The organism is Blautia obeum ATCC 29174 (assembly GCF_025147765.1).
Classification (GTDB): Bacteria; Bacillota; Clostridia; order Lachnospirales; family Lachnospiraceae; genus Blautia_A; species Blautia_A obeum.
The window spans coordinates 861,716-870,000 of record NZ_CP102265.1; the positions used below are offsets into that span (position 1 = coordinate 861,716).

An 8,285-nucleotide genomic window follows, 5' to 3' on the forward strand; every position below is an offset into this window, starting at 1 on the left:
AAAAGGGAAGCTTCTTTTTTAATGTCAAAAATGTGAAGTTTTTATTTAGGGCTTTATTTACGAATTCTTATTTGTTATAATAAAACGGACTATTAAGGAGGAAAACCATGAATTACGGAAAAAAATCAGTCTCAAAGAAGCGAAATTCGCTGATTTCCCGTACTGCCATGATGGGAAAAAGAGCGCATGTTTCGTTGATCAGAGTCCTGTTTGTTGCTTTGATCACAATTTGCGTGGTTATAGGATGTACGGGAATCGGGGCTTTTCGAGGAATAATAGACAATGCACCGGATGCGAATGATATTGATATATCACCTCTGGGATATGCGACTTTTTTGTACGACGGGGACGGCAATCAGCTTCGTAAACTGACAGCACCAAGTTCCAACCGACTTCCGGTTTCCATAGACCAGATCCCGCTGGATCTTCAGCATGCAGTCGTGGCAATTGAAGATGAGCGTTTTTATGAGCATAATGGAATTGACGTAAGAGGTATTCTCCGTGCGTTTGTAAAGAATATCACATCTGGAGACCTTTCAGAAGGTGCCAGTACTATTACACAGCAGCTGCTTAAAAATAATGTATTTACGAACTGGACACAGGAATCAACCTGGCTGGAGCGTTTTACGCGTAAGATCCAGGAACAGTATCTTGCTGTTGAGGTCGAGAAGAACATCAATAACAAAAATGTAATTCTTGAAAACTATCTGAATACAATCAACCTGGGAGCCGGCACTTATGGCGTTCAGGCAGCGGCACACAAATATTTTGACAAAGATGTCTGGGATCTGAATCTTTCAGAATGTGCGACTCTGGCAGGAATCACACAGAATCCGACACAGTATAATCCAATTGAGCATCCGGAAGCAAACGCCAAAAGACGTAAAGAAGTTCTGGACCATATGCTGGATCAGGGATACATTACACAGGAACAGTATGATCAGGTGATCAATGATGACGTATATTCGGGTATTCAGGCAGCACAGGTTTTGAACTCCGAAACAGAAAATACGGTTTATTCTTACTTCGAGGATGAACTGATCGATCAGGTGGTCAATGACCTGATGAATATTAAAGGTTATACCCGCACACAGGCACAGAATCTTGTGTACAGCGGTGGATTGAGTATTTATACAACACAGGATGCACGAATCCAGAGCATCCTCGATGAAGAATATGCAGATCCATCCAATTATCCGGATTATGTACAGTATGCACTGGATTATGCACTGACAGTCAAGAATCCACAGGGTGAAGAAGTAAACTACAGTAAAGAAATGCTGAAACTTTATTTTCAGAATGAGGATCCGGAATTTGACCTTCTGTTTGATTCGCAGGAAGAAGGACAGGAATATGTGGATCGTTATAAAGCAAGTATTCTTGCGGATGGCAGCACAGTTGTAGCTGAGCGTGTAAGCTTTGCACCACAGCCGCAGTCTTCAATGAGTGTTATTGATCAGCATACTGGTTATGTTAAGGCCATTATTGGTGGTCGTGGAGAAAAGACAGCCAGTCTGACTCTGAACCGAGCGACAGATACGACCAGACAGCCAGGTTCTACATTTAAGATTCTTTCCACGTATGCACCAGCTCTCAATGAGAAGGGAATGACACTTGCAACAACGTTTGAAGATGAACCTTACAACTATCCGGATGGATCTCCGGTCAATAATGCTTCCAAGAGTTATGGTGGAACAACGACGATCCGAAAGGCAATTCAGAATTCCGTTAACGTTGTGGCAGTAAAATGTCTGGAAGAGGTTACTCCACAGCTTGGTCTGCAGTATCTGGATAATTTTGGATTTACAACACTGGCTCATGGAACAGAAGCGGACAGAGATGCCAATGGAACGGTCTGGACAGATGCGAACCTTCCACTTGCACTCGGTGGTCTGACACATGGTGTAACGAACGTAGAGCTTTGTGCAGCATATGCGGCGATTGCCAACAGTGGTAATTATATTGAACCAATCTATTATACAAAGATTCTGGATCATAATGGAAATGTCCTGATTGAAAAGAACTCTGCAGGAAGATCTGTGATAAAAGAGAGTACAGCATGGCTGTTGACGAGTGCTATGGAAGATGTTGTAACACAGGGTACAGGTACAGCCTGCCAGCTTGATAATATGACAGTTGCAGGAAAGACAGGTACAACAGATGCGTACAATGACCTCTGGTTTGTAGGATATACACCATATTATACATGTGCAGTTTGGTCAGGATATGACAATAATGAAAAACTTCCGGAGGACGCCCGAAACTTCCATAAGAACCTTTGGAAGAAAGTAATGACACGAATTCATGAAGGCCTTGAGGACAGAGATTTTGATATGCCTGCAAGTGTTGACAAGATAAGTGTTTGTGAAGAGACGGGACTTCTTCCAAGAGCTGGCTGTCCGGTTATTACAGAATACTTTGATATTGGTGATATACCGACTGATTATTGTGATCAGCATTTCTACGGAGATGACGAAAGCGGTATGCAGGAATACACAACGGAAGAAGAAATATACAATCCAGAACCGACACCGGATCCGAATAATCCGAATGGTGATAATACCGGTGATAATACGGGCGACAATACCGGAGATAACACGGGTGATAATACGGGAGATAATACCGGAGATAACACCGGTGGTAATACGGGAGATAATACGGGAGATAATACCGGAGATAACGCCGGAGATACCGGCGGTGGAGATGCCGGTGGCGGAGATACTGGTGGAGGAGATACCGGTGGCGATACTGGCGGCGGAGATGCCGGTTATACAGAAGAATAGTATCTGAATATAGGCTGTGATCGTCCTGGACGGTTGCAGCCTGTGTTTTAGGAAGGAGTACTTATGCTGGAACAGTACAGAACAGTATATGAAGGTGGAGAAGGCGAGATCACTGAAAAAAAATCACGCTTCATCGCGACAGTTCATCCAGTGGAAAGTGAAGAAGAAGCGTTGGCTTTTCTGGAAGAGATGAAAAAAAAATACTGGGATGCAAGACACAATTGCTATGTGTATTCGATTGGGATGAACCGTGAATTTACCAGATGCAGTGATGATGGAGAACCTTCCGGAACTGCTGGAAGGCCAATGCTTGATGTGATCCTTGGAGAAGATATTTATAATGTGGCGGTTGTAGTAACAAGATATTTTGGAGGCGTGCTGCTTGGAACAGGTGGACTTGTAAGAGCGTATTCCAAAGCAGTGCAGGAAGGCCTTGCTGCAAGCAAGGTGATTCTTAAACAAAAGGGAATCGCACTTAAGATTACGACAGATTATACAGGGCTCGGCAAGATACAGTACATTGCAGGAGAAAGAAACATTCCAGTGCTGGATAGTGAATATACGGACAAAGTGGTCATGAAATTGCTGGTTCCAGTGCAGGATGTAGGAAGCGTACAGAAGGCAATTACAGAAGGAACGAATGGAAGAGCCGGAATCGAAAAAGATCAGGAACTGTATTATGCAGTGATCGACGGAAAAGTTATAACATTTGATCATTAGAATATGGGAATAAAAAAGAAGCCGGAAGGTAACGGGTTCTATCTGAAAAAGATAGATATCGCACCATCAGGCTTCTCCTCATTTACTTGAAGAGCTTGCTGAATCAGCACTTCTCTGGTTCTGGATAATCTACACCAAAGGTTTCGACAGTCATAGATTTGATCTGCTGATCATCCAACGGTCTGTCTCTGAAATCTGTTTCGGTTTCAGCAATTTTGTTTACAACATCCATGCCCTCGATCACTTTGCCAAATGCAGCATAGCTTCCGTCCAGATGTGGAGCAGCTTTGTGCATAATGAAGAACTGGCTTCCACCGGAATTTGGATGCATGGCTCTTGCCATGGAAAGAACTCCTGGGGTATGAGCAAGATTATTTGCAATGCCATTTTGAGCAAATTCTCCTTTGATGCTATATCCTGGACCACCCATTCCGGTTCCGTCCGGGCATCCGCCCTGAATCATAAATCCATTGATGACACGATGAAAGATAAGTCCGTCGTAGAAACCTTTTTTGACAAGACTGATAAAATTATTTACTGTATTCGGTGCGATTTCCGGATACAGTTCTGCTTTCATAACATCACCGTTCTCCATAGTGATAGTTACAACCGGATTTGTATTTGCCATAATCATAGTCTCCTTTTGCAAAAAGTATTGTTTTTCTCTGTGCGCTCTATTATAATATGCAAAGAACAATTCTGCAAGGAAAAAGGTGATTCAACAGATGGTAACAGAGACAAGAAGCCCTGAAGAAACATATGCTCTGGGTGAGAAAATAGGAAAAGCAGCCCAGCCTGGACAGATTTATACCCTGACCGGAGATCTGGGGGTAGGTAAAACGGTTTTTACACAGGGGGTGGCAGCGGGACTTGGTATTACAGAACCGGTAAGCAGCCCGACATTTACAATTGTACAGGTGTATGAAGAGGGGCGTCTTCCTTTCTATCATTTTGATGTGTACCGAATTGGAGATATCGAAGAGATGGAAGAAATCGGATATGATGATTATTTCTTTGGAAATGGCATCTGTTTGATCGAATGGGCTGAGCTGATCGAAGAGATTCTTCCGGATAATGTTATTTCTATTACAATAGAAAAAGACCTGACACAGGGATTTGATTACAGAAAGATAACTGTAGATGGCTTATAGGAGAAAAAATATGAGAATTTTAGGTCTTGACAGTTCCGGAATCGTAGCATCCGTAGCTGTCGTAGAAGATGATGTTCTGGTAGCAGAATATACCATTAATTACAAGAAAACACATTCACAGACATTACTTCCAATGCTGGATGAGATCGTAAAGATGACCGAACTTGATCTGGAAAGCATTGATGCGATTGCAGTTGCGGCTGGCCCGGGATCTTTTACCGGACTTCGTATAGGCTCTGCAACAGCGAAAGGGCTTGGATTGGCATTAAAGAAACCATTAGTGGCAATTCCGACAGTAGAGGGACTTGCTTACAATCTGTATGATACGCCAGGACTGATCTGTCCGATCATGGATGCAAGACGTAAACAGGTGTATACAGGTATCTATCGTTTTACGGATCATAGGCTGGAAACAGTAGAAGAACAGATGGCTGTGCCAGTGGAAGAAATGATCAAAAAGTTGAATGCATATGGACAACCTGTGACTTTTCTGGGAGATGGAGTACCGGTATTTTGTGAACTGATCACAGAGAAAATGGAGGTTCCATATTCTTTTGCCCCGGCACATGTAAACAAACAGCGTGCAGCAGCAGTGGCTGCACTGGGACTTATTTATTATCGTGAAGGAAAAACAGAAACTGCAATGGAACATGTACCGGACTATCTGCGAGTATCCCAGGCAGAGCGTGAGCGTGCAGAACGGGAGGCGGCAAAAGCTGACGGTAACGCATGACGTTTCGTGAAATGACAGTGGAGGATTTGGAACAGGTTGTGGAAATAGAAAACAGATTGTTTTCAGATCCGTGGACTAAAGAAGGTTTTTTTACTTTTCTTACCAAAGAAAATACAATGTTTTTTGTCATAGAAGAAAAAGAAAAAATACTGGCTTACTGTAGCATGCAGACGGTTCTTGATGAGGGCGATATTCTGAACGTGGCAGTGAGTCCGGACAGACAAAGAGAAGGAATTGGTTATTTTCTTGTAGACAGTATGTTGAAGATGGCAGAGATGATTGGAATCCATATCGTACATCTTGAAGTGCGGGAAGGTAATGGGACGGCCAGAAGACTGTATGAACGTCTTGGCTTTAAAGAAGATGGTCTGCGTAAAAACTATTATACGGACCCTACAGAAAATGCGGTTTTAATGACGAAAATGCAGGAGTGAAAATATATGTTGGATTTATGTTTGCTTGGAAGTGGAGGGATGATGCCCCTTCCGAGACGATGGCTGACTGCGCTGATGACAAGATATAACGGCAGCAGTCTGCTGATCGACTGCGGAGAAGGTACGCAGGTTGCAGTTAAAGAAAGAGGCTGGAGTTTTAAACCAATCGATGTGATCTGCTTTACTCATTATCATGGAGATCATATCAGTGGACTTCCGGGATTACTTCTTACTATGGGAAATGCGGATCGGACAGAGCCACTTACGTTGGTAGGACCGAAAGGATTGGAACGGGTTGTAAATGCCCTTAGAGTCATCGCACCGGAACTGCCTTTTGAAATTCGATTTATAGAGATTACAAAGCCGCAGGAGGTTCTGGAATTGAATGGATATCGTATTACGGCTTTCAGAGTGAATCACAATGTAATCTGCTATGGATACACGATTGAGATCCTGAGACAGGGTAAATTCTCACCGGAGCGGGCAAAAGAGCAGGCAATACCTTTAAAATACTGGAATCCGCTCCAAAAGGGGCAGACGATAGAAGTAGATGGTGTAGTTTATACACCGGATATGGTTCTTGGACCAGATCGAAAAGGCATTAAAGTTACTTATACAACAGATACCAGGCCTACGGAATCAATTCTACGAAATGCTGCAGAATCAGATCTTTTTATCTGCGAAGGTATGTATGGAGAAGAAGATAAGATTGAAAAAGCAAAGGGATATAAACACATGACTTTCCGAGAGGCTGCAGCTCTGGCGCGAGATGCAAATGTAAAGGAACTGTGGCTTACACATTACAGTCCGTCTCTGATTCACCCGGAGGAATATATGGATATGGTACGAGGCATTTTTCCAAATGCCTGGCCGGGAAAAGATGGAAAAAGTGTAGAATTGAATTTTGAGGAAGACTAGAGGAGTCTGAAAATGAAAGATACATTGATTTTGGCAATTGAGAGTTCTTGTGATGAAACTGCAGCTTCAGTAGTAAAAAATGGAAGAACGATTCTTTCCAATGTAATATCATCACAGATAGAACTTCATAAGCTGTACGGGGGTGTTGTGCCTGAAATTGCATCCCGTAAACATATTGAAAAAATAAATCAGGTAATTGAAGAAGCGTTAAAAGAAGCAGATGTGACGCTGGATGACCTGGATGCCATTGGTGTAACCTATGGACCGGGTCTGGTTGGTGCACTTCTTGTTGGGGTTGCAGAGGCGAAAGCAATCGCATATGCGAAAAAACTCCCACTGGTTGGCGTGCATCATATAGAGGGACATGTATCTGCTAACTATATTGAGCATCCGGATCTGGAACCTCCCTTCCTTTGTCTGATCGTATCTGGCGGTCATACGCATCTGGTTATTGTGAAGGATTATGGAGAATTTGAGATACTTGGACGAACACGTGACGATGCTGCGGGAGAAGCTTTTGACAAAGTGGCTCGGGCGATTGGACTGGGGTATCCGGGAGGGCCGAAGATTGACAAACTTTCCAAAGAGGGAAATCCGGAAGCAATTGTATTTCCTCGTGCAAAAATCGGAGATTGCCCGTATGATTTTAGTTTCAGTGGAGTAAAATCAGCTGTTCTGAATTATATAAATCAGGCTCAAATGAAAGGTGAAGAAGTAAATAGAGTGGATCTGGCAGCATCTTTCCAGAAGGCGGTGGTAGATGTTCTTGTAGAACATACAATGCTTGCTGCAGGGGATTACAAGATGACTAAGATTGCTATTGCAGGAGGGGTTGCTTCCAATGGTACACTTCGTGCTGCAATGGAAAAGGCATGCGCAGAAAGGGGATATACGTTCTATCGTCCATCACCGATTTTTTGTACAGACAATGCTGCGATGATAGGGGTAGCTGCATATTATGAATATATGAAAGGTACTCGGCATGGCTGGGATCTCAATGCAGTACCGAATCTGAAACTTGGAGAGCGTTGAATATACAATAAAACAAGGGGCAAAGAGATCTTTTGAACAATAAAACAGGAGGTTACTGAAATGAAAGAAAAAACAACCGCAATCGTGCTGGCAGCAGGGCAGGGAAAGCGTATGCACAGCAAAATACAAAAGCAGTTCCTGGAAATTCAGGGACATCCTGTTTTATATTATTCTTTAAAATGTTTTCAGGAGAGTCCTTTGATTCATGATATTATCATAGTGACAGGAGAAGACATGATCTCTTACTGCAAAAGAGAAATTGTGGAACGTTATCAGCTTACAAAGGTTTCAGCAGTGATTGCCGGAGGAAAAGAACGATATGATTCCGTGTACAAGGGGCTTCTTGCGTGTGAAGAATGTAAGTATGTCTTTATTCATGATGGGGCAAGACCGTTTATTACCGAGGAGATTTTGGAAAGGGGAATGTTTGGAGTGCAGGAAACAGGCGCCTGTGTTGTTGGTATGCCTTCTAAAGATACAGTAAAAGTAGCAGATGAAGCTGATTTTGTAAGTG

General features: G+C 42.9%; 9 protein-coding genes (1 of these 9 cut by a window edge). 8 read left to right on the forward strand and 1 reads right to left on the reverse strand.

Annotated features, from left to right (window positions below; all coding sequences use genetic code 11):
* The first annotated feature begins 107 nt into the window (after positions 1-107).
* Positions 108-2,783 (forward strand): transglycosylase domain-containing protein, encoded by a 2,676-nt coding sequence (locus tag NQ503_RS04025; protein WP_005421960.1) that lies wholly within the window; start codon positions 108-110, stop codon positions 2,781-2,783.
* 63 nt (positions 2,784-2,846) lie between these two features.
* Positions 2,847-3,503: a YigZ family protein gene (locus tag NQ503_RS04030; RefSeq protein WP_005421962.1), complete on the forward strand. Its 657-nt coding sequence runs from the start codon at positions 2,847-2,849 to the stop codon at positions 3,501-3,503.
* 103 nt (positions 3,504-3,606) lie between these two features.
* Here the strand turns inward: NQ503_RS04030 and NQ503_RS04035 are convergent, their stop codons facing one another.
* The gene (locus tag NQ503_RS04035; protein WP_022388336.1) at positions 3,607-4,131 is read right to left on the reverse strand and encodes a peptidylprolyl isomerase; all 525 of its coding nucleotides are present in this window, start codon (positions 4,129-4,131) and stop codon (positions 3,607-3,609) included.
* A 97-nt stretch (positions 4,132-4,228) separates the two neighbouring features.
* Here NQ503_RS04035 and tsaE point away from each other — a divergent pair, with 97 nt between their 5' ends.
* The 6 genes in view from tsaE to ispD are tightly spaced (at most 60 nt apart) and all read left to right on the forward strand, a layout consistent with a single transcriptional unit that may run on beyond the window.
* Positions 4,229-4,654 (forward strand): tRNA (adenosine(37)-N6)-threonylcarbamoyltransferase complex ATPase subunit type 1 TsaE, encoded by a 426-nt coding sequence (gene tsaE, locus NQ503_RS04040; RefSeq protein WP_005421968.1) that lies wholly within the window; start codon positions 4,229-4,231, stop codon positions 4,652-4,654.
* A gap of 10 nt (positions 4,655-4,664) precedes the next feature.
* Positions 4,665-5,387: a tRNA (adenosine(37)-N6)-threonylcarbamoyltransferase complex dimerization subunit type 1 TsaB gene (tsaB, locus tag NQ503_RS04045; RefSeq protein WP_044924720.1), complete on the forward strand. Its 723-nt coding sequence runs from the start codon at positions 4,665-4,667 to the stop codon at positions 5,385-5,387.
* Positions 5,384-5,821, forward strand: a complete 438-nt coding sequence (gene rimI / locus NQ503_RS04050) for a ribosomal protein S18-alanine N-acetyltransferase (RefSeq protein WP_005421972.1) — start codon at positions 5,384-5,386, stop codon at positions 5,819-5,821. The genes tsaB and rimI overlap by 4 nt, the downstream gene beginning before the upstream one ends.
* Positions 5,822-5,827: 6 nt before the next feature.
* Positions 5,828-6,739 (forward strand): ribonuclease Z, encoded by a 912-nt coding sequence (locus NQ503_RS04055; RefSeq protein WP_005421974.1) that lies wholly within the window; start codon positions 5,828-5,830, stop codon positions 6,737-6,739.
* 12 nt (positions 6,740-6,751) lie between these two features.
* Positions 6,752-7,771, forward strand: coding sequence for a tRNA (adenosine(37)-N6)-threonylcarbamoyltransferase complex transferase subunit TsaD (gene tsaD, locus NQ503_RS04060; RefSeq protein WP_005421975.1), 1,020 nt, complete (start codon positions 6,752-6,754; stop codon positions 7,769-7,771).
* A gap of 60 nt (positions 7,772-7,831) precedes the next feature.
* Positions 7,832-8,285, forward strand: the 5' portion of a protein-coding gene (gene ispD / locus NQ503_RS04065) for a 2-C-methyl-D-erythritol 4-phosphate cytidylyltransferase (RefSeq protein WP_005421980.1). 251 nt of this gene lie beyond the right edge of the window; only the first 454 of its 705 coding nucleotides appear in the window; the start codon lies at positions 7,832-7,834; its stop codon lies beyond the right edge, outside the window.

Coding starts and splice junctions, on each gene's coding strand:
- NQ503_RS04035 (WP_022388336.1), bottom strand. CDS start 4,131: ATGGCAAATACAAATCCGGTTGTAACTATCACTATGGAGAACGGTGAT.
- tsaD (WP_005421975.1), top strand. CDS start 6,752: ATGAAAGATACATTGATTTTGGCAATTGAGAGTTCTTGTGATGAAACT.
- tsaE (WP_005421968.1), top strand. CDS start 4,229: ATGGTAACAGAGACAAGAAGCCCTGAAGAAACATATGCTCTGGGTGAG.
- NQ503_RS04030 (WP_005421962.1), top strand. CDS start 2,847: ATGCTGGAACAGTACAGAACAGTATATGAAGGTGGAGAAGGCGAGATC.
- NQ503_RS04055 (WP_005421974.1), top strand. CDS start 5,828: ATGTTGGATTTATGTTTGCTTGGAAGTGGAGGGATGATGCCCCTTCCG.
- NQ503_RS04025 (WP_005421960.1), top strand. CDS start 108: ATGAATTACGGAAAAAAATCAGTCTCAAAGAAGCGAAATTCGCTGATT.
- rimI (WP_005421972.1), top strand. CDS start 5,384: ATGACGTTTCGTGAAATGACAGTGGAGGATTTGGAACAGGTTGTGGAA.
- tsaB (WP_044924720.1), top strand. CDS start 4,665: ATGAGAATTTTAGGTCTTGACAGTTCCGGAATCGTAGCATCCGTAGCT.